Raw genomic sequence first — 19,320 nt, 5'->3', positions numbered from 1 at the left:
AAGCTGCCGCGAACGCGCTCTATTCTTTTGTTTTGACGCGTTTTCTTCACGCGAACCGGTATCCACTTCGCTTGAAAACGCTTTAGTACGCATTTTCGGTCTTCAACAACGCCGTCGGTGTCTTGAAGAGAATGTAGAGGTCGAACGGCACCGACCAGTTCTCGATGTAATAGAGGTCGAACTCGACGCGCTTCTGGATTTTCTCTTCGTTGTCGATCTCGCCGCGCCAGCCGTTGACTTGCGCCCAGCCCGTGATGCCGGGCTTGACCCGATGGCGCGCGAAATAGCCGTCCACCGCCTCGTCGAACAACTGGTTCTGCAGCTTGCCCTGCACTGCATGGGGACGCGGGCCCACCAGCGACAGGTTGCCCTTGAACACCACATTGAACAGCTGCGGCAGTTCGTCGAGGCTGGTCTTGCGGATGAAGCGTCCGACCCGGGTGACGCGCGGATCGTTCTTGGTGACGACCTTGGAGGCCAAGGGATCGGCCTGATGATGATAAAGCGAGCGGAACTTGAAGACGTCGATGCGCTCGTTATTGAAACCGAAGCGCTTCTGCCGGAACAGCACCGGTCCCGGACTGTCGAGCTTGATCGCCAGCGCGACCAGTGCCAGCACCGGTGAGAGAAAGAACAAAATCAGCGCGCCGACGATGCGGTCGAACGACCACTTCATCACCTGGTCCCAGTCGGTGATCGGTTGCTCGAACACGTGCAGTGTCGGGACCTCACCAAGATAGGAGTAGGAGCGGGGACGAAAGCGCAGCTTGTTGGTGTGCGCGGACAGCCGGATATCGACCGGCAGCACCCACAGCTTCTTCAGCATGTCGAGGATGCGGCTTTCGGCGGAAATCGGCAGCGCGAACAGCACAAGGTCCACTCGTGTGCGCCGCGCGAATTCGATGATATCGTCGACCTTGCCGAGTTTCGGAAGTCCGGCACAGGTCGGTTGCACGCGGGTGTCGCCGCGATCGTCGAATACGCCCAGGATTTCGAGGTCGGTATCTTCCTGGTTCTTGAGCGCGGTGATCAGTTGCTCGCCATTTTCGTCGGCGCCGACCACGATGGTCCGGCGGTCGAGCCGGCCCTCGCGAGCCCATCGGCGCACAAGGACGCGCAACACCAGCCGCTCGACGACCAGCGCGCCCATGCCCACCACGAAGAATGTGGTCAGCCAGATTCGAGATACGTCGCCGCCGAATTTCGCGAGGAACGTTGCGCCTGTGAACAGCAGGAACACCAGGCACCAGGATGAGATCATGCGCATCAACTGCTGCATGCGTCCGCGAAACAGTTGAATGTCGTAGATCTCGGCGGCCTGAAAACTGATCACCGCAGCCAGCGCCATGGCGAGCACGGCGAAGACGTAGGGCCAGGCGAAGCCGGCGGTCGGGGTGACATAGCCGAAATAGACCGCAAGCCCGCTGATGGTGATCAGAACAAAGTCGATCAGGCGAACCACGCCCGTGATCACCACAGGCGAATAGGCCGAAAGGACCTTTCGGTTGGTGACGGCGAGCGCGGCCGGCGTCAGGCGCCGTCGGCGTTCCTGCCGCAGGGTGCCGCCGATCATGACCGCGAGCGCTGCGGCGGCGGCGTCGATGGGAGGGCGTACGTCGGTTGGTTCCACGGCGAGGACTGGGTTGCTGCCTTGGCAGGGCAAGTTCATGCGCGGCAGGATGCCGTGCATCTCGCTTAGCGGACAAATCGGAAAAATTGGTTAGTGAAGGTTTGGTTAACGCTTTGCCAATGCGTCGCGATAGCCGGCGATGACGCCGTCGACCATGGATTGCTGCGAGAAATGCGTGAGGATGCGTTCGCGCAGCAGGCGGGCGCGCTCCTGGGTTCTGGCGGGGTCGCTCATCGCGGCCTCGATGGCGTCGGCGATTGCACTAACATTGTTGCCGGCGAACAGTCCGGAGTCGTAGGAACCGAAAATCTCCGGAATGCCGCCGACATTGGCGGCGATCATCGGGATGCCGGCGGCGGCTGCCTCGATCACCACATAGGGCATCGAATCCCCGCGTGACGGAACCACCAGCAGGCGGCCTTTGGAAAAACCGAACCGCGCTTTGACATGACCGGCGAAATGCACGGCATCGCCGAGCTTGAGCCGCTCGGTCTGCGCCTTCAGGAGCTCGGTTTCTTCGCCATCGCCGCCAAGCGTCAGCTTGACCGGAAGGCCTTTGGCGCGCAGCCGGGCCACGGCATCGATCAGCAGGTCGGCGCCCTTGATGTGTCTGAACTCGCCGACATAAACGACGTCGGTTGCATCGGGGGCCGGGGGGATCGGGTCGAATTCGCCGGCCGTGACACCGTTGAACACGCAGCGCACCAGACCTTTCGGCTCACCCGCGCGGCGCAAATAGGTGTCGCGCGCAAAGGCGCTTTCGAACAGGAACAGCTCGGTCCGGTTCATCAGCGCGCGTTCCAGCCGTGAGTAGATTTTGCCTTCCATGGTATGGAGCGGAAAATGCAGCGAGCCGCCATGGGGCGTGTAGACCCGAACGCCGTTTTTTGGCGCCGGCCCCGAGCGCACGAACACGCCGGCCTTGGCGCCATGTGCGTGCAGCACGTCAGGCTTGAGCCGCCGCGCCAGATAGGCAAATCGCGCCCAGACCAGCAGGTCGGTGGGGTGTGGCGGCCGGCGGATGGCCATGCGATGGACGCCGAGCTTGAGCCTCGGCGCGATCTCGGCAAGGGCGGTGATCGCACGTTCGCCACCGGTCAGGCTATCAGCGACAATGCCGACCTCATGACCTCGGTCGGCCTGGCCATTGGCGATATCGAGAATGTGCCGGATGATTCCGCCGACCGGCGCGCGGACGGCGTGAAGGATGCGCAGCGGTTTGTCGTCGGCCATGGTCAGAACCAGCGTTCGCTGACGACAATGGTGTCGCCGGGCCGCAGCACTGTCCCGAGCGGCACATTGGCGCGCACCGGGCCATTGTGATCGGTACGGGTGAGATCGACAGAGCCTTTCTGGGCACGTGGCGAGAAGCCGCCAGCGATCGCCACAGCGCTTTCGACCGTCATGTTCGGCACATAAGGATACTGGCCGGGCGCAGCCACTTCACCAAGGATGAAGAACGGGCGGTAGGCTTCGACCTCGGCAGCGACATAAGGCTCGCGGATATAGCCGCCGCGCAGCTTCACGGTGATGGCCTGGGCCAGTTCCGCCGGCGTGAGGCCGCGGGCGCGCACCGCGCCGATCAGTGGCATGGTGATCGAGCCGCCGGCATCGACCGCATAGGAGTTGGTGAGGCCTTCTTGGCCATAGACCACGATGCGCAACCGATCGCCGGCATCGAGGCGATAAGCGGACTCCGCGGAATAGGCGATGGGAGCGACAACCGCGGGCGCGGGTCCGACCGGTCCGCCATAGGCCAGCGCATCGAGATCGCTGCGCGCCGACGTCGGCGCGGTCACCGTTGCGACGGGGGGAGGCAAAGTCATACAGCCCGACAATACAGGTGCAAGGAGCAAGCTAAAGATCAAAGCGCGGACAGCCCACATCGGGGGAATCCATTTCAAAAAGTATATTTTGATTAAGGGCTTTCATGGTTAACAAAAAATGACCGCAGGCTGGTTCGCGCCAAAATCAATGGCGCCGGAGCGGGTAAACCAGCCGCAATTAACGCGCCAGCAACCTTAATGGACTGTAATCAGCGCAGTCGGGCGTCGAGTCCGCAGTGCGGTAGGAGTTCGCTCATGCGTTTCGGGTTGTGGCGTCGTCGGGAAGACCGGGCGGTGCCTGTCGAGTCGGCGCAGGCCGCTATGCCGGAGGCTCCCGAGCCGAAATTCAGGGCGTCGGATCCGGCCGCGTTCGAGGCGAAACCGCAGCGCGGGACGATCCGCGACACCGTGTTCGGCACCGACTCCGGAGATCTCGACCTGCGCGTGATCGGCCGCACGCTGATGCGGCGGAAATGGTGGGTCATCCTGCCGACGCTGCTGGCGCTCGGCGGGTCCTTGCTGGCCGTCAATCTGATTACGCCGCGTTATAAATCCGAATCCAAGATTCTGGTCGATGGGCGCGAGAACATCTTCCTGCGCCCCAACGCTGACCGGGCTGACGATCGCGCTTCGTTCGATCCCGAAGCCGTGACCAGTCAGGTGCAGCTTGTTCTGTCGCGCGATCTCGCCCGCGACGTCATCAAGAAGAACAGGCTGGCGGAGCTGCCGGAATTCGATCAGGTTCTCAAGGGCGTGTCACCGCTGAAATCGCTGCTGGCGCTGTTTGGTTTCATCAAGGACCCGTTCAAGCAGACCCCGGAAGAGCGCGTGCTGGATGCCTATTACGAGCGGCTTTCGGCCTACGCCGTCGACAAGTCGCGGGTGATCGCGATCGAATTCCAGTCGCAAGACCCTGATCTCGCGGCTGCTGTCGCCAACTCGATTGCCGACGGTTATCTGGTGCTGCAGCAGGCCGCCAAGCAGAACCAGGCGCGGTCGGCCGGGCAGTGGCTGTCCGGTGAAATCGACGGCCTGCGCAAGAAGGTGGCGGATGCGGAGGCGCGCGTCGAAGAGTTTCGTTCCAACAGCAGCCTTTTTGTCGGCACCAACAACACCACGCTCTCGGCCCAGCAACTCGGCGAAATCAACACGCAATTGACCAACGCCCGGGCGCAGAAGTCGGATGCCGAATCCAAGGCGCGGCTGATCCGCGAGATGCTGCAGACCGGCAAGCCGATCGAAGCGTCCGAGGTGCTCAATTCCGAACTGGTGCGTCGCCTGAACGAGCAGCGCGTGACTTTGCAGGGACAGTTGGCCGAACAGTCCTCGACGCTGCTCGGTGGCCACCCGCGCATCAAGGAATTGAAGGCGCAGATCGCCGACCTCGACCGGCAGTTGCGTGACGAGGCCAGCAAGATTTCGCGGTCGCTGGAAAACGACGCTCGCATTTCAGGCGCGCGGGTCGATAGCCTGACGGCAAGTCTCGATCAGATGAAGCGTCAGGCCTCTTCCAATAACGGGCAGGACGTGCAGCTGCGCGCACTGGAGCGGGAAGCTAAATCCCAGCGCGACCTGCTGGAATCCTATCTTGCAAAATACCGCGAGGCGAGCGCCCGTGAATCGATCGATACTGTTCCCAGCGACGGGCGCATCATCTCGCGCGCAATCGTGACCAACACGCCGGCCTATCCGAAGCGGCTGCCGATCGTGCTGATCGCGACGCTGGCGACGTTGATGCTGTCGGCAGGCGCGATCGCGTCCGGCGAACTGCTGCGCATGACGGCGCCCCGGGCCTTCGCATCGGCGGAGCCGCGGTCGACGGTCGCAAGCGTGGTCGAGCCGGTCTTCACCGCGGAGCGGATCTTCACCCCTGCCGTTGCGGCTCGGCAAATGACTTACCAGCCGGCGCCGCCGGCTCCTCCTTCGCCGCCAGAGCCGCCTGTGTCCCATCCCGGCCTCGCCGCACCGGTGACCGAAATCGAGCGGCTGGCGCAGGACCTGCAGACTGTCGGCGTGAGCGCCCGCAAGATCACGCTGATCGGAGTCGGACAGAACGAGAGTGTGACCCTGACGGCGCTGACGCTGGCGCGCCTGCTGGTGCGCAAGGCAAAGGTCGTGCTGGTCGAACTGTCGATCTCTTCGCCGACGCTTGGCGCAGTGTCCAACGATCCGATGGCGCCGGGACTGTCGGATTTGATGCTCGGTTCGGCGACCTTCGGTCAAATCATTTCCAAGGACCGGCTGTCCCAGGTGCATCTGGTCGGGGCAGGGCGTGCGTCCAGGGATCGCTCGTTGCTGCAGTCGCCGCGGCTGGCGCTGGCCATCGATGCGCTGCTGCGGGTCTACGATCACGTGGTGCTCGACGCCGGCACGGCAGCCGATCTTCCGGCGTCGTTGTTGTCATCGGATGCGCAAGCCGTGGTCATTCCCGATCCCGCGATGACCGCAGAGGCGCGTGCTTTCATGCGCGAGCAACTGAGCGCCACCGGCTTTGTCGGAGTGACGATGCTGAACGGTCCGGCCGATCCGCTTGGCGCGGACGAGGCGCGGCCGGCGACGGCTGCGGCCTAATTCGATCGGCTGCTGGAATTGTCAATGCGCTCTGAGGGCGGCGCGATGCGTCGCCCTCAGAATCCGTTGTTGTTTGTCGTGATCGGTTATTGCGGCCCGACAGAACCTGTCGGCGGGCCCTTAGCGGTGCAATGCGCCGCGCAACAGCTGCGCCATCTGGGCGAGCGCCGGGGTCTGTTTCACCAGGCGTTTGGCATGGGTCAGCGACGACAGCCCGAGCGCCGCAATGCTGCCCTTGGTGGTCAATGGCAGGAAGCTGTCGAAGATCGGCTCGTCGCTCTTGCAGAACAGCAGCTTGTAGTCGTCGGAGCCGATGCCGAGATCGAACGAGGTATGGTTCCGGTCGGCGTAATGATCGATGATGTTGCGCAGCAGGATCAGGCCGGGGCTGTACTTCGAATTGGCGGACGTGGTGTAGGTGTTGAACATCATCGAGAAGCGGTGGCCGTCGGCGACGCCGGCAAAGATCGCGATCACTTCCTCGTCGCATTCCAGGGCGTGAATTTCGATGGCGTGGCCGTGACCGGCTGATTTCGCCAGGCAGGCCGAGAAGATGAAGTCCCGGACGCCGGGATCGGCGAAGACGTCGGGCAGCTTCTGGATCGCCATGCGTTGCGGTTTGATCGCAAAGAAGGCCTCGAGGATGCGACGGATCTCGTCATCGGTCTGCGCCACAAGGTAGCGGAAACCGGGCAGCGGCTGCAGCTTGCGCTCCTTGCTCTTCAGACGGCGGCGGAACGAGTTGCTGATCCGCTCGGTGGGCGCCGCCTTGGGCATCAGCTTGAGCAGCGGGCAGCCGTTGACGGACGGCTGGCCCGGCAACAGCGCAAGCGGATTGACGATGTCCTGCCAGTGCGAGGGCTGTCGCGCCAGCGCAAGGAGGTCGGCCTTGCGCGGTTGCGCACGCAGCAGCTCGAGCAGCGTTTCGACGTCGGCCTTGGCGGTGGTCGCCGCAAACTCCCGTGTCAGCAGCGGCATGTTAAACGTTGCGTGCTTGCCGCCGAGGAAGCTTGCGGTGCGGACGCCGTTTTCGGTGCGGGTGCCGAGCGGAAGCATCGCCAGCGGGCGCCCCTGCGCATCGGAGGCGACGATGACGAACGGCTCGACGCCTTCACGCTGTCCCACATGAATTTGCCAGGCGGAGAGGAAATCGAAGCGCTGAAACGGCGTGAACAGGTGATCGGCGGTTTCCATGCTCCGCCAGACCGCCTCGACATCTGCCAGGCGGTGAAAGGTCTCGACGTGCGCAACGCGCGCCGCGTTCGCCACAATATCCCCCTGGCTGGTGTCGGTTTCCATCACTGCGGCCAAGGGCATAGCTGGACCTGCATCCCGTCGGATTTTCCGTATTGTCCGGAGATCTGGACCTTTGCAAAGAAATGTCAACAAAGCGTAAGGAGAATGGTGCCGCATGCGCGGAGCGCCGTGCGGAATGAGGAGTATGTGTCGTGCCGTGGGGGGAAGGGGCACCGGGCGGGCTGGCGCTGCAGCTCGCCTATTTCAGCGGTGTTGCACGGCTTCTCGAAACGCGCCGGGGCGGCTTCGGAGTCATCCTTCGGTTGCAGCGGGTCCGCCCTGCATCCCACGACCGTTTCCAGCCGCTGAAAGCCCACGAAATCACTCCCGAATGGCTCGAGCGGCTAGTGCGTGCGCTGCGACGCTGGAAATTCGATGTCGTGTCGATCGAGGAGGCGGTCCGGCGCATGGCCGAGCCCGCGGGGCGTCGGCGGTTTGTGTGCCTGACATTCGACGGCGCCTATCGCGATGTTGTCATGCATGCCTATCCGGTGCTGGCGCGGCATCAGGTCCCGTTTACGGTCTATGTGCCGACCGGGTTTGTCGATGGCATTGCGCCGATGTGGTGGCTGGCGCTGCAGCAGGTGATTGCCAGCCACGATCGCATCAGTCTGGTGATGGACCGCAACGAGCGGCATTTCGACGTTGCCGAGATCGTCGATAAGCACGACCTCTACGGCTTTCTGGCGAACTGGATGCGGCGGCTGGCGTCCGATGAACTCACCCATGCCATCCACGACCTCTGCAGCCGTTACGCCGTCGATCTGGCGGCGATATCACGAACAGCGGCCATGGACTGGGCCGACCTAAGCAGGCTTGCTGCGGACGCGCGGGTGACCATCGGAACGGCGACGGTGAATTATCCGGCTCTGGCTGCCATGACCGACGCGGTCGCCTTGCGCGAAATGACCATGGGCAGGCAGGTGGCCGAAGCCGCCCTCGGCCGTCCGTTACAGCATTTCGCCTATCCGTTCGGCGATCCGGACAGCGCCGGACCGCGTGAAGCAATGCTGGCGGCGGAGGCGGGCTTCGCCAGCGCGGTTTCGGCGCAGGCCGGCGTGGTGTGGGGCGGCGGCCGCTCGCATGTGCTGGCGTTGCCGCGTATCTCCTGGGACGGGCGCCGGCCGTCGCTGCGCGCGCTGCGGGTCAGGCTGTCGGGGCTATGAGGCCGGGTCGGGCCGCGCCATCCAGCTGATGATCGGCATGGCGGGCAGCACCCAGCCCAGGCCGGCAACAATGTAATAGACCAACTGGATCAGCTTCGAACCGGCGATGACAGGCGCCTGCGCCAGCGCCATGGCGAGCAACGACCACACCACCACCAGCACCAGCAGCGCGACGGTTCCAAGTAGCTTTCGTTGGCGGATCTTCATGACGGAAATGTGTGTCTCGGTGCGGGAACGCGCTTTCCGGGTGGGGGCGGCGCGATTATAAGGTCCGCATGTACCTGATCACAATGCGACATCCAAGCTCCAATGTCTGACAGCGCCGCTCACCCTCATCACTTGCGAGCCGTGCGGATCTGGCTCGTGATTGTTGCCGCGCTGATCGTCGCCATGGTGCTGGTCGGCGGGGCGACACGCTTGACGGAGTCCGGGCTGTCCATTGTCGAGTGGAAGCCGGTGACCGGGGCCATTCCGCCGCTGACGCAGCAGAAATGGACCGAGGCGTTCGAGGCCTACAAGACCATTCCGCAGTATCGCGAGCTCAATCACGGCATGAGCCTCGATGAGTTCAAGACCATCTTCTGGTGGGAGTGGAGCCATCGCTTGCTGGGGCGGGTGATCGGCGCGGTGTATCTCTTGCCGTTTCTCTGGTTTCTGTGGCGCGGCTCGCTGCAGGGGCGTGATCTCAAGCGCAGGCTGTGGATCATCTTCGGGCTCGGCGGACTGCAGGGCGCGGTCGGCTGGTGGATGGTGGCGTCCGGCCTCACCGGCCGGGTCGAGGTGTCGCAGTATCGGCTCGCTGTCCACCTGATGCTGGCGCTGGTGATCTTCTCGGCGATCGTCTGGACGCTGCGACGATTGCAGCCCGCTGCGCGTCTCGTTGCGCCGGCACGGCTGCGGATCACCAGCACGGTGCTGCTCGCACTGGTGTTCCTGCAGCTCTATTTCGGCGCGCTGGTGGCGGGGTTGCGGGCGGGGCGCGTGTTCAACACCTGGCCGTCAATCGACGGCGCCTTTATTCCGTCGGGCGCACGCCTGTTCTTCGAAGAGCCGTGGTGGCGCAATTTCTTCGACAACACGCTGACCGTGCAGTTCAGCCATCGCATGCTGGCCTATGCGATCTGGATCCTCGCGATCCTGCATGTGGTCGATGCGCTGCGGTCGCGGGTCGCGCCGGTCACCAACGGCGCGCTGTGGCTGGCCGCGGCCGTCACCTTGCAGGCGGCGCTTGGCATCATGACATTGCTGCACATGGTCCCGATCGGCCTCGCGCTGGCGCATCAGGGCGTTGCGATCGTTGTGCTGACGCTGGCTCTGCTGCAGTCCGAACGGCTGAGCAGCCGGGAAGTCGAAGGCCGTGCCGGGATGGCAGTCGCGATCGGCCAGCACGGCTGAGCGAGGCCCAGGATTACAGCGAAATAAAAAAGCGCGACACTCTGTGTCGCGCTTTTTACGTATGACGATCTGTGGCCTTAGGCGTTGAGCGCCTGCTCCAGGTCCGCGATCAGGTCTTCCTTGTCCTCGATACCGACCGAGAGCCGGACCACGTCGACGCCCGCGCCAGCCAGCGCCTTCTGGTCGTCGTCCAGCTGACTGTGGGTGGTCGAGGCCGGGTGAATGATGAGCGAGCGGGTATCGCCAACATTGGCGAGATGCGAGAACAGTTTGACGTTCGACACCAGCTTGATGCCGGCGTCGTAGCCGCCCTTGAGGCCGAAGGTGAACACCGCGCCGGCGCCCTTTGGAGAGTACTTGCGTGCGAGGTTGTGGTAGCGGTCGTCGGACAGGCCGGCGTAACGGACCCATGCCACCGCGGGATGCGCCACCAGCCACTCGGCGACCGCCTTGGCGTTGTCGGAATGCTTCTGCACCCGCAGCGCCAGCGTCTCGATGCCGGTCAGGATCAGGAACGCGTTGAACGGCGACAGCGTCGGCCCGAGATCGCGCAGGCCCAGCACCCGCGCGGCGATCGCGAACGCGAAGTTGCCGAACGTCTCCTGGATCTTGATGCCGTGATATTCCGGGCGCGGCTCGCTCAGCGCAGGGTATTTTCCGTCCCGCGACCAGTCGAAGGTGCCGGCGTCCACCAGGATGCCGCCGAGCGAGTTGCCGTGGCCGCCCAGAAATTTGGTCAGCGAGTGAATCACGATGTCGGCGCCATGGTCGATCGGGCGGATCAAATAGGGCGTCGCCAGCGTGTTGTCGACGATCAGCGGCACGCCGGCGCGCCGTGCGATCGCGGCGATCGCCTCGATGTCGGTGACGGTGCCGCCGGGATTGGCGATCGACTCGATGAAGATCGCCTTGGTCTTGGGCGTGACGGCCTTTTCGAAAGTCGAGATGTCGTCGGAATCGGCCCACACCACGTTCCAGCCGAAATTCTTGAAGGCGTGGTTGAACTGGTTGATCGAGCCGCCATAGAGCTTGCGCGCGGCGATAAATTCGTCGCCCGGCTGCAGCAGCGTGTGGAATACCAGGAATTGCGCCGCGTGGCCTGACGCGGTGGCGAGTGCCGCGGTGCCACCCTCGAGTGCGGCGACGCGCTCTTCCAGCACCGCCGTGGTCGGATTGGTGATGCGGGTATAGATGTTGCCGAACGCCTGCAGGCCGAACAGCGAGGCTGCGTGGTCCGCGTCGTTGAAGACGAACGACGTGGTCTGGTAAATCGGCGTCGCGCGTGCGCCGGTGGTCGGATCCGGCTGCGCGCCGGCGTGAATAGAGAGCGTGGAAAATCCGGGGGGACGTTCGGTCATTATTGATCCCTATTGGTTGCTCGAAGGTGTGGGGGCGCGAAGGTGTTCGTGGTCATGCTGCTGGTCGCCTCAGGCGCCGTCAAGCGGATCGACGGCATAAAGCCGAAATCGCAAATGAGTTGCTGCATCACCGCGTTGCGGCAAAAAAAATCTGCCACAAACCTGCATGCGGCAGTCTGGCTTTTCTCTTGTCCTGCGAACGAGGGAGTGGCCGTGCGGCTGCCGCAAATCCTAGTTGTCGCGCTTGGGCGTCTGGCTGGCGCGGTCGGCGGCCACGGTTGACCCGCCGGCGAGACTTTGTCGATTGAGTGACAGTCGCATGCCGTGGGTGGGCGCCGGTGCGCGTTTGGAACTCAGCGTGCGCGAGTTGACCCCCATCCACTGGATCTCCGAAGAGAGGCGGCCATATTCAATTTTCGGGCAGCGGTTCATCACGACTTTCAGCCCCAGCGCTTCGGCTTTCGCTGCCGCTTCGTCGTTGCGCGCGCCGAGCTGCATCCAGATCACCTGGGGGAGCGGGGAGAGCTGCAGGGCGTCATCGACGATCGGAGCGATGTGATCTGAGTTGCGGAAGATGTCGATCATGTCGACGGGGCGGCCGATGTCGTGCAGCGAAGCCACGAACGGCTTGCCGAGCAGGCTTTTGCCGACGTGCCCCGGATTGACCGGGATCATGTCGTAGCCGCGCTCGCTGAGATATTTGAAGGCAAAATAGCTGGGCCTGACATTGACTGGCGAAGCGCCGACCATGGCGATGCTCTTGACGGTGTTCAGGATACCCCGGATGTAATTGTCGTCGTAGAGGTCATGATTCATTCGCAAAGTCCGGCAAAATTACCGGTCCTCCCATGTTGGATCGCGTTTCTCGATGAACGCGTTGATGCCTTCTTCCGCATCGCGCGCCAGCATGTTCTCCGTCATCACCTCGGCGGCGTAGCGATAGGCCTCCGCCAGCGGCATTTCGATCTGGCGATAAAACGCCTCCTTGCCGATTTTCACGGCGTGCGCGGATTTTCGTGCGATGCTGTTCGCCAGCGCGATGGCGGCGTCGCGTTCGGTGCCCGGTGCCACCACGGCGTTGACCAGTCCCAGCTCCTGCGCGCGGCGTGCAGACACCGGTTCGCCCGTCAGCAGCATATGCATGGCGTGCTTGCGCGGCACATTGCGCGACAGTGCCACCATCGGTGTCGAGCAGAATAGACCGATATCGACGCCCGGCGTTGCGAAGGTGGCCGCCTCGGAGGCAACCGCGAGATCGCAGCTTGCCACCAGCTGGCAGCCCGCTGCGGTGGCAACGCCCTGAACGGCGGCGATTACCGGCTTCGACGACCGCACGATCGCCTGCATCATGGCGCTGCACGACGACATGATCTGCGCGAAGTAGGCGCGGCCGCGATCGGGATCGCTGCGTCGGGCGGTCAGTTCCTTGAGATCGTGGCCGGACGAAAACACCGTTCCATTGGCCGCGATCACCACCGCGCGCACCGTCTTGTCGTGCTGGATTGCATTCAGCGCTTCATGCAGCGCCGCGATCAAACCCTCCGAGAGGCTGTTGCGTGCCGCGGGTCGGTTGAGCGTCAGCACGACGACGGAATCGAGGATCTCACGGGTGAGAATCTCGAGAGTGGGGGCTTGTACGGCAACGCGCTGGGCGGTCATGGGAATGTCACAGGGGTGTTCATGGTCGGCACCCTAATGTAGACGGTTGGTCAAGGCGAGGCGAAAGCCGCGCGAGATGGGCAGGGTTGAGGGAATATGGCCGCGGCGAAGATGAGCGTGACGGAGCTCGAGCAGTTTCTTCACAGGGAGTTTCCTCAGGCGTTCAGCAATGGGGATATTGTGATCGAAAGCGCTGACGGCCAGACCTGCCTGCTGCGTCAATCCTACAATGAACGGATGCTGCGGCCGGGTGGAACGGTGTCCGGGCCGACCCTGATGGCGCTGGCCGATTTCGCCATGTACGTGGTGCTGCTCTCGGCCATCGGACCGGTGGGGCTCGCCGTCACCACCAATCTCAACATCAATTTCCTGCGCAAGGGTCAGCCGGGCCAGGACGTGATGGCGGCGGCAAAACTCCTGAAGCTCGGCAAACGACTGGCGGTGGGGGAGGTCAATTTGCTGTCCGGCACCTCACCGGACCCGATTGCTCACGTCACCTCCACATACTCCATTCCATCCGCAGTCGTTTCTGAAAGGTAATATTGCACCATATTTTTAAGTGACTGTTTTTAAACAGTTATTTAATGCGCCGAGGCGTTGACGCTGGCGGCTGGTTTCTTTAGAAGCTCAGCCAGCGCGGCGCATTTCGCCGCGATCCTTTTTTCAACGGATCATCTCACATGACAACGTTTTCGGCGAAACCGGCCGAGGTCGAGAAGAAGTGGGTCCTGATCGACGCCAAGGGATTGGTGGTCGGACGGCTCGCGACCTTGGTTTCGATGCGCCTGCGCGGCAAGCATCGCCCCAGCTACACCCCCCACGTCGATGATGGCGACCACGTCATCATCATCAATGCTGCCCAGGTCGTGCTGACCGGCCGCAAGCGTGAGAACAAGGTTTATTACAACCACACCGGCTTCATCGGTGGCATCAAGGAACGCACTGCGAAGTCGATCCTGGAAGGCCGTTTCCCGGAGCGCGTGGTGGAGAAGGCCATCGAGCGCATGATCCCGCGCGGTCCGCTGGGCCGCAAGCAGCTCGGCAATCTGCGCGTCTATGCCGGTCCGGAGCATCCGCACGAGGCACAGCAGCCCGAGCTCATCGACGTCGCATCATTGAATCGCAAGAACACGAGGGCTGCGTAATCATGGCCGAGACCATTCAATCGCTCGACCAGTTGTCGTCGCTCAAGCCGGCGGCTGCGGAAGCACCGAAGTATATCAAGAAGGTCGACAAGCTCGGCCGCGCTTATGCCACCGGCAAGCGCAAGGACGCGGTCGCCCGCGTCTGGATCAAGCCGGGCACCGGCAAGATCCTGGTCAACACCCGTGAGGTCGAAGTCTATTTCGCCCGTCCGGTGCTGCGCATGATGATCCAGCAGCCGCTGACCACCGCCGCTCGCGCGGACCAGTACGACATCGTCTGCACCGTGTCCGGTGGCGGTCTGTCGGGACAGGCCGGCGCGGTGCGCCATGGTCTGTCCAAGGCGCTGACCTACATGGAGCCGGATCTGCGCAGCGTGCTCAAGAAGGGCGGCTTCCTGACCCGCGACTCGCGCGTCGTCGAACGCAAGAAGTACGGCCGCGCCAAGGCTCGCCGCAGCTTCCAGTTCTCGAAGCGCTAATTCAATCTCTGCGCTGCACTGCAGCGCAGCGAATTCCAGAAGGGCAGCCCGCAGGGCTGCCCTTTTCGTTTTGGGCTTCTTCTTTTGTCAGACCGCTTTTTTCGCGAGGGTCTACGACTTTTTATTGTTTCCAGTTCCTTGCCGGATGGCGCGTTTTTTTGAGAAAACTTCAACCTCCCGGAAAACGTTTTCCGAAGGTGATCTCTCTAAAATCGCGTGAAAATGGGGCCAAAGCAGCTCCATCGGGTTTTTGAAGGCCATTTCAAAGTCTGGCTGGGGCTTACCAATGTCGTTGGATATTTCGACGCTGTATCTTGTTGCGACGTTGGTCGCGGTGATGCTCGGAGCATTGCTCCTGTTCTTCTGGCGCCAGGAAAAAATACCGGCACTCGGCTGGTGGGGCGCTGCTTATCTTGTCGGCGCGCTGTCGATCGGCGTCTGGGCTTTGCTCGGCGCACGCCTGGGCGAGCCGGTATTGCTGGCGATCAACATCATCGGATATGTGGCGTGCGGCATGGTGTGGACCGCGGCGCGGGTGTTTCACGGCAAGGCGCCGAACTGGGCCGGGCTGTTCGCCGGTGCGGTCGTCTGGGCGGTCACCAATGTTATGCTCGGCGTTGGTCCAGTCTTCCTCCACACCGTCATCGGGGCCGGCATCGTCGCCAGCTATGCGACGGCCACGGCAAGCGAACTGTGGTCCGATCGCCGGCAATCGATGCGCTCGCGCTGGCCTGCCATTCTCATTCCGCTGCTGCACGGCGCGGTCTTGATGCTGCCGATCCTGCTCGGCGGCCTGCTGGCCGGGCCGGAAGAGGCCTTCGCCACCAACAACACCTGGGTGGTGATTTTCGCAATCGAGCTCGTGCTCTATGCGGTCGGCACCGTCTTCATCATCTTCATGATGGTGAATGATAGAACGGTGCGTGCGCACAAGGCCGCCGCCTCGATCGACCCGCTGACGGGCCTGCTCAATCGCCGCGGTTTCAGCGAGGCGACCGCGCGGATGATCGAGCGCGAAGCCAGGGCAGGCCGTCCGGTGACGGTGATGATCTTCGATATCGATCACTTCAAATCGATCAACGACCGCTTTGGCCATCCCGCCGGCGACGAGGTGCTGAAACTGTTTGCGGTGGTCATGAACGCAAATCTGCGCATCACCGATCTGATCGGCCGTATCGGCGGCGAGGAGTTCGCGGCGATGCTGCCGTGCTCGATCGAGGAGACGCTGGTCGCCGCCGACAGGGTTCGCGAGGCGTTTCAGAACTGCGGTATCGAAGCGGACGATATGCCGGTCGCGACCACGGTCAGTATCGGCGTCGCCGGAGGGCCGGCGAACACTGAGCTCGATGTGCTGCTGGCGAGCGCGGATACCGCGCTGTATCGCGCCAAGCGCTCGGGGCGTAACCGCGTGGAAACGGCGGTCGAGGAACCTTTGTCGCTCGAAAGCGGCCGGCGCAAGCTGGTCGGTCAGGCAACGCTGGCGCGGGTGACCAGCGCCGTGCGGCAGGCCGGCGCCGTGCCGGGCATGGGCGCGGAAGCGGGGGCGTAGCCGAAACCGGTCGCGGTAACCTTGTATTTACCATGTCGGGTCTAGCATCGATGGATGTTGACGAACTCCGATCCGCACCACCAGTCTGCCGTGACCGCGCTTGATGCGATGGTCGCTTCGGCCCGTACCGGCTTTGCCTGCCTGTTTTCCTCGTCCGACGAGTATGAGCGTGCGTTGATTTCCGAGCGGCGCGCCCAAGGGCGCTATGGCCGTCCGCCCAGCCGGGTGCCGCTGATGATGTTCATCGGACTGTCCCTGATCGTTGCTGGCGCAGCGCTGCTGCTGAGCCGATAGGGCGATCGGCCTCGTTTTCCACCTTTTGTTTTCGATCGACCGGTGCTGTACTGGGCTGCACCATTTGGTGGGCCGGATGTCTGGCGTCCCTTGTTTTTTCCATTTGCTTTGCCTGGGCGGTTGGCGCGCAGGCCGCAGATATTGTCTTCTACATGCCCATTGATTCAGGCTTGATCTCCGACATGGACGTGGTTGCGATCGCCCGCGGCGGCATCGCAGGTTATCCCGGTGGATTGTCCGGGGAGGGCCTGGCATGAAGGCGACGCGGATCGACCTCGCGCACCTCGGCTTGATGCTGGCGGCACTTGGACTGACCTATCTGGTGCCGTTCGAACTGTTGCTGCTGGCCTACGTCGTGCTCGGGCCGGCGCACTACGCGACCGAGATCTCCTGGCTCCATGATCGCAAATACTTCTTGCCGCAGCAGGGTATCGCAATAGGTCTCGCAGTTATCGCCATTGCGGCGGCCCTGATCGACAATGCCTCCTGGTTCGGCTTCGTGTTGTGGGCTGCCTTCGTGCTGTGTGCCATGTTCACGGCGACGACATCTGCCCTGCAGAGCATGGTCTTGTTCATGGTCGCGGTGCTGCTGACGGTGGTGATGCTGGCAAACGGGTTGTCGATCGCCGTGCTCGGCATCCTGCTGCCGACGCTGATCCATGTGTCGCTGTTCACTTTGGTGTTCATGGCGCTGGGCGCCTGGCGGTCCGGCGCTCGCATGCAGTGGCTGATGGTTGGGCTGTATATTGCGGCGATTGCGGCAATCCTGGTTGTGCCGCCAACGGCAACAACGCTGATCCCGTCATTCGCAACCGCAGAGCGGGATTATTTTGCCAATGTGGCGCCGGCGCTCGGACGGCTGCTCGGGATCTCGGATTTGCGGCTCGATACCCGGCTGACCAGTCTGCTCGCCTTCGTTTATACCTATCACTACCTGAACTGGTTCATCAAAGCCGAGGTGATCCGCTGGACCATGATGACGCGGAACCGGCTGCTTCTCGTCGTTGCCGCCAGCGCGGCGTCCACCGCGCTATATTTCTATGACTATGCCTTCGGTTTCACCGTGCTGCTCGCCTTCAGCCTGGCGCACATCGTCCTCGAATTCCCGCTGAACGCGCTCGCGTTGCGACAACTGGGGATGGCGATGGGAGCAAGCGCGGTGAGTATCGGCCAGCGTGGGAGTCGACGCGCCTGACGCCGCGCCTTGCGGCGTGCAGGCGAGCCTTGTCTAGTACTCCCAGAATATCCGCTGCAGCTCTTTGGTATCGTTCGACTTCGTCAAAGCGAGGGCAGCGAGGATCTTGGCCTTTTGCGGGTTCAGATCGTGGGCGACGACCCAGTCATACTGATCGTCGGGCTGCTCCGCATTGCGCAGGATGATGCCGTCGCCAACGCGCGATGATCGAACGATGAGTGTGCCCTTGGAGCGAACATCCCTGAGCTTATCGACCAGGTAATTCGCCACGGACCCATTGCCGGTGCCTGCGTGAATGATCGCCTTGGCGCCGGCCTGGACCGCGGCATCGTAGGCGCCGGGATACATGTTGCCGGAGCCGTAAACGATGGCCACCAGCGGAAGGCTGTCGATGGTGTCGATGTCGAATTCCGAACTCGTGTTGTGGCGCTTGGACGGTGTGCGGAAGAAGTAGGATTGGCCCTCGATCACCATTCCAAGCGGCCCCCATTGGCTGAAGAAGGCGCTGGGGACGACGTTGGTCCGCTTGGTCACGTCGCGGCCGGACTGGATGGTGTCGTTCATGGCGACCAGGGCGCCCTTGCCGACGGCCTCCTTGCTGCCCGCGACGGTCACCGCATCCAGAAGGTTAAGGGGACCATCTGCGGACATGGCGGTCGACGGGCGCATGGAGCCAACCACCACGATCGGCTTGTCGCTCTTGACCACGAGGTTGAGGAAAAACGCAGTCTCTTCCAGTGTATCGGTGCCGTGGGTGATCACCACGCCGTCGACATCGCTTTGCTTGAGAAGCTGCGAGACGCGTTTGCCGAGTTGAACCAGATGCGCGTCGGTGAAACTCTCCGAGGCGATCTGGAAGACTTGCTCGCCGGTGACATTGGCGATCTTGCCCAGTTCCGGCACGCCAGCGATCAGCTTGTCGACCGGAACCTTGGCGGCCTGGTAGGTCGCGCTGTTCGCCACATCGGCGCCTGCGCCTGCGATCGTGCCGCCGGTGGCAAGGATGACCACATTCGGTTTGCGTGTCGCCGCCTGGGCTGCGGCTTCAGCAGCAAGATCCCTGGCCAGTGCAGGGGACCCCGAGCCAGCGAAGGACAGGGCGACCCCGAGAGCGAATGCGGCGGAGATGCCGCGTTTGGACAGATACGTTCGCGGTGTGGCTTGAAGCATGGGTCGTTCTCCCCAAGTAAGTTCGCATCCAGTGAAATGCGTACCGAGCGAAGTGCGCAAATGAAGCTTTGTCGACGATCGCGTAGCTCCGGCAGGTTCCTGAAAAATCCGCTCGACGGCAAGAGGCGATCGTGATTCTCTTGTTCCGAAGGGGCATGCATCTTGCCGATGCGTGAAGCAGATAAGCTAAGCGCGACGAAAGGCCTCATCTCCATCGCAAAATCAAAAATGGGGCAGCGGGCATGCGTTGCCACGGAAGGGATATAAAGACATGATCACTGAAATCGCGCAGATCGAGGTCAAGCCGGGATCCGAGAAGGATTTCGAGGCGGCGGTCGCCAAGGCCAAAGCTGCGTTCGGCCGCTCCAAGGGTTTTCACGGCTTCGAACTGCATCGCTCCATCGAGAAGCCGCAGCGCTATCGGCTGATGGCGAAGTGGGAAACGGTGGAAGCCCACACCGTGGATTTTCGCGGCTCGGAGAATTTCGCCGAGTGGCGCGCGCTGGTCGGACCGTATTTCGCTTCGCCGCCAGAAGTCGAGCACACCGAGACAGTGGTCGCGACCGACTGAGGACAAGAGCGTGCCG

General features: G+C 62.8%; 19 protein-coding genes. 10 read left to right on the top strand and 9 right to left on the bottom strand.

The features are described from left to right. Positions 1 to 82: 82 nt before the first annotated feature. From RS897_RS34090 to RS897_RS34080, 3 genes are all read right to left on the bottom strand, one after another. Positions 83 to 1,573: an undecaprenyl-phosphate glucose phosphotransferase gene (locus RS897_RS34090; protein ID WP_407654583.1), complete on the bottom strand. Its 1,491-nt coding sequence runs from the start codon at positions 1,571 to 1,573 to the stop codon at positions 83 to 85. A gap of 162 nt (positions 1,574 to 1,735) precedes the next feature. After that, complete coding sequence (locus RS897_RS34085) at positions 1,736 to 2,863, bottom strand: glycosyltransferase family 4 protein (RefSeq protein ID WP_315833064.1); 1,128 nt, start codon at positions 2,861 to 2,863, stop codon at positions 1,736 to 1,738. Between the two features lie 2 nt (positions 2,864 to 2,865). Beyond that, positions 2,866 to 3,516, bottom strand: coding sequence for a polysaccharide biosynthesis/export family protein (locus RS897_RS34080; RefSeq protein ID WP_315833063.1), 651 nt, complete (start codon positions 3,514 to 3,516; stop codon positions 2,866 to 2,868). A 195-nt stretch (positions 3,517 to 3,711) separates the two neighbouring features. On the opposite strand from RS897_RS34080, the gene RS897_RS34075 reads away from it, so the two are divergent. Then, positions 3,712 to 6,027 (top strand): GumC family protein, encoded by a 2,316-nt coding sequence (locus RS897_RS34075; protein WP_315833062.1) that lies wholly within the window; start codon positions 3,712 to 3,714, stop codon positions 6,025 to 6,027. A gap of 120 nt (positions 6,028 to 6,147) precedes the next feature. Here the strand turns inward: RS897_RS34075 and RS897_RS34070 are convergent, their stop codons facing one another. Beyond that, positions 6,148 to 7,344 (bottom strand): GNAT family N-acetyltransferase, encoded by a 1,197-nt coding sequence (locus tag RS897_RS34070; RefSeq protein ID WP_315833061.1) that lies wholly within the window; start codon positions 7,342 to 7,344, stop codon positions 6,148 to 6,150. A gap of 131 nt (positions 7,345 to 7,475) precedes the next feature. On the opposite strand from RS897_RS34070, the gene RS897_RS34065 reads away from it, so the two are divergent. After that, complete coding sequence (locus RS897_RS34065) at positions 7,476 to 8,489, top strand: polysaccharide deacetylase family protein (protein WP_315833060.1); 1,014 nt, start codon at positions 7,476 to 7,478, stop codon at positions 8,487 to 8,489. Here the strand turns inward: RS897_RS34065 and RS897_RS34060 are convergent. Further along, positions 8,484 to 8,696, bottom strand: coding sequence for a DUF2842 domain-containing protein (locus RS897_RS34060; RefSeq protein ID WP_315833059.1), 213 nt, complete (start codon positions 8,694 to 8,696; stop codon positions 8,484 to 8,486). The two genes, RS897_RS34065 and RS897_RS34060, sit on opposite strands and share 6 nt — an antisense overlap. Positions 8,697 to 8,798: 102 nt before the next feature. Here RS897_RS34060 and RS897_RS34055 point away from each other — a divergent pair, with 102 nt between their 5' ends. Then, entirely contained in the window at positions 8,799 to 9,884 is a 1,086-nt protein-coding gene (locus RS897_RS34055) for a COX15/CtaA family protein (RefSeq protein WP_315833058.1), read from the top strand. 77 nt (positions 9,885 to 9,961) lie between these two features. Here RS897_RS34055 and RS897_RS34050 read toward each other — a convergent pair whose 3' ends face one another. From RS897_RS34050 to RS897_RS34040, 3 genes are all read right to left on the bottom strand, one after another. Further along, positions 9,962 to 11,242 carry an O-acetylhomoserine aminocarboxypropyltransferase gene (locus RS897_RS34050; RefSeq protein ID WP_315833057.1) on the bottom strand — a complete coding sequence of 427 codons (1,281 nt, stop codon included), beginning with the start codon at positions 11,240 to 11,242 and terminating at the stop codon, positions 9,962 to 9,964. A 231-nt stretch (positions 11,243 to 11,473) separates the two neighbouring features. After that, positions 11,474 to 12,058 (bottom strand): CoA-binding protein, encoded by a 585-nt coding sequence (locus RS897_RS34045; protein ID WP_315833056.1) that lies wholly within the window; start codon positions 12,056 to 12,058, stop codon positions 11,474 to 11,476. Positions 12,059 to 12,076: 18 nt separating this feature from the next. Further along, positions 12,077 to 12,901, bottom strand: coding sequence for an enoyl-CoA hydratase (locus tag RS897_RS34040; protein ID WP_315833055.1), 825 nt, complete (start codon positions 12,899 to 12,901; stop codon positions 12,077 to 12,079). A 96-nt stretch (positions 12,902 to 12,997) separates the two neighbouring features. Here RS897_RS34040 and RS897_RS34035 point away from each other — a divergent pair, with 96 nt between their 5' ends. The 6 genes from RS897_RS34035 (at position 12,998) to RS897_RS34010 (ending at position 17,563) form a co-directional block, all read left to right on the top strand. Beyond that, the gene (locus RS897_RS34035) at positions 12,998 to 13,441 is read left to right on the top strand and encodes a PaaI family thioesterase (protein ID WP_315833054.1); all 444 of its coding nucleotides are present in this window, start codon (positions 12,998 to 13,000) and stop codon (positions 13,439 to 13,441) included. 140 nt (positions 13,442 to 13,581) lie between these two features. Further along, entirely contained in the window at positions 13,582 to 14,046 is a 465-nt protein-coding gene (gene rplM, locus RS897_RS34030) for a 50S ribosomal protein L13 (RefSeq protein WP_315833053.1), read from the top strand. Positions 14,047 to 14,048: 2 nt separating this feature from the next. Further along, positions 14,049 to 14,525 (top strand): 30S ribosomal protein S9, encoded by a 477-nt coding sequence (gene rpsI, locus RS897_RS34025; protein WP_315833052.1) that lies wholly within the window; start codon positions 14,049 to 14,051, stop codon positions 14,523 to 14,525. 286 nt (positions 14,526 to 14,811) lie between these two features. Then, a complete protein-coding gene (locus tag RS897_RS34020) occupies positions 14,812 to 16,074 on the top strand; it encodes a GGDEF domain-containing protein (protein ID WP_315833051.1) in 1,263 nt (420 codons plus the stop codon). 54 nt (positions 16,075 to 16,128) lie between these two features. Beyond that, positions 16,129 to 16,368 carry a hypothetical protein gene (locus tag RS897_RS34015; protein WP_315833050.1) on the top strand — a complete coding sequence of 80 codons (240 nt, stop codon included), beginning with the start codon at positions 16,129 to 16,131 and terminating at the stop codon, positions 16,366 to 16,368. Positions 16,369 to 16,621: 253 nt separating this feature from the next. Further along, the gene (locus RS897_RS34010; RefSeq protein ID WP_315833049.1) at positions 16,622 to 17,563 is read left to right on the top strand and encodes a hypothetical protein; all 942 of its coding nucleotides are present in this window, start codon (positions 16,622 to 16,624) and stop codon (positions 17,561 to 17,563) included. Positions 17,564 to 17,596: 33 nt separating this feature from the next. Here RS897_RS34010 and RS897_RS34005 read toward each other — a convergent pair whose 3' ends face one another. Further along, positions 17,597 to 18,733 (bottom strand): asparaginase, encoded by a 1,137-nt coding sequence (locus RS897_RS34005; RefSeq protein ID WP_315833048.1) that lies wholly within the window; start codon positions 18,731 to 18,733, stop codon positions 17,597 to 17,599. A gap of 271 nt (positions 18,734 to 19,004) precedes the next feature. Between RS897_RS34005 and RS897_RS34000 the strand changes: the two genes are divergently transcribed. Beyond that, positions 19,005 to 19,304, top strand: a complete 300-nt coding sequence (locus tag RS897_RS34000; RefSeq protein WP_315833047.1) for an antibiotic biosynthesis monooxygenase family protein — start codon at positions 19,005 to 19,007, stop codon at positions 19,302 to 19,304. Positions 19,305 to 19,320 lie beyond the last annotated feature (16 nt).

This window comes from Bradyrhizobium prioriisuperbiae (genome assembly GCF_032397745.1).
In the GTDB taxonomy this organism is placed as follows: domain Bacteria; phylum Pseudomonadota; class Alphaproteobacteria; order Rhizobiales; family Xanthobacteraceae; genus Bradyrhizobium_A; species Bradyrhizobium_A prioriisuperbiae.
The sequence above is the reverse complement of the archived record's forward strand: the minus strand, read 5'-3'. Positions and strand labels throughout refer to the sequence as shown.